3 protein-coding genes are annotated in these 1206 nt (G+C 67.0%); 2 read left to right on the forward strand and 1 reads right to left on the reverse strand.

The features are described from left to right. On the forward strand, positions 1–874 hold an 874-nt coding region (locus FDZ70_11020; GenBank protein TLM65545.1), incomplete at its 5' end, for an ATP-binding cassette domain-containing protein. Continuing rightward, positions 855–1064, forward strand: coding sequence for a molybdenum-pterin-binding protein (locus FDZ70_11025; protein ID TLM65546.1), 210 nt, complete (start codon positions 855–857; stop codon positions 1062–1064). The genes FDZ70_11020 and FDZ70_11025, both read left to right, overlap by 20 nt. A 29-nt stretch (positions 1065–1093) precedes the next feature. On the opposite strand, the gene FDZ70_11030 is transcribed toward FDZ70_11025, so the two are convergent. Next, the coding region (locus FDZ70_11030) for a hypothetical protein (GenBank protein TLM65547.1) at positions 1094–1206 on the reverse strand (113 nt) is incomplete at its 5' end.

The raw sequence follows: 1206 nt of genomic DNA on the forward strand, positions 1-1206 counted from the left end.
TCGTAGGGGTGTTCACGGCCATCTCGGCCGGCTTCCTGTACGCGGCGACACAGCTGCAGAAGAAGGTGAGCTGGTGAGCGAGCTTTCGGTGCGATTGAAGGCAGCGGTTCCGGGCTTCGAGCTCTGCACCGCCTGGAGTGCATGCGGGGGGTTCACCGTGCTGTTCGGCTACTCGGGGAGCGGGAAGTCGCTCACGTTGTCGATGATCACGGGAACGATGAGGCCCGACGAGGGACGTATCGTCCTGGGCGGGCGCGTGCTGTGTGACACCGAGAGAGGCACGTGGGTGCCCCCCCAGCAGCGGCGGATCGGCTACGTGTCGCAGGGCGCGAAGCTGTTCCCGCACCTCTCCGTGCGCGGCAACGTCGAGTACGCGCTCCACGGGCTCTCACGTCACGAGCGCAGGAACAAAGCGCACGCCCTGCTCGACACGATGCGAGTGGGTGAGCTGGCCGACCGGCGGCCCTCGCAGCTCTCCGGAGGTCAGCGCCAACGTGTCGCCCTGGCGCGCGCCTTGGCACGCGATCCCGAACTGCTTGTGCTCGACGAACCGTTCTCCGCCCTCGACCTGCCGCTGCGCGTGGAGATGGGTGAGCTGTTCAGGAGCGTGCAGCGCCAAAGCGGGATTCCGATCGTGATGGTCACTCACGACCTCATCGAGTCGATGACTCTCGCCGACACCGTCGTCGTCTACTCCGGCACAGGTGTCGTGCAGTATGGGCGGCCCGCCGACGTCCTGGCCGATCCGGCCACGCCCGAGATCAGTCGTCTGCTTCATGCGGTGCCCGTGCCCCAGGAGCTGCTGGGTGCGCCGTCTCGAGTACGCCTGCCACTGACCGAGAGGAAACCATCACATGAGAGTCTCGTCGCGTAACCAGCTCCCCGGAACGGTCGTCTCGATAGCCCGCGGCCCCATCAACGCGCTCGTCAGGATCGAGATCGCGGAGGGAGTGACCATCAGCGCCACGCTCACGAGCGAGGCGGTCGACGACCTGGGCCTCGCTGTCGGCTCGCCGGCCATCGCGCTGTTCAAGGCGACATCGGTGCTGGTCGGCGTCGAGTAGCCGGCGACCCGGCGCCGGATCGGCGCGGCTCAGTCCTCGATGTCGTACTTGCGCATCTTGTAGCCGAGCTGTCGTGGCGTGATGCCGAGAGCGCGTGCGGCCTTGGCTTGGACATGCCCGTTCGTACGCAGCGCTGCGAGGA

The organism is Actinomycetota bacterium, assembly GCA_005774595.1.
Taxonomy (GTDB): domain Bacteria; phylum Actinomycetota; class Coriobacteriia; order Anaerosomatales; family D1FN1-002; genus D1FN1-002.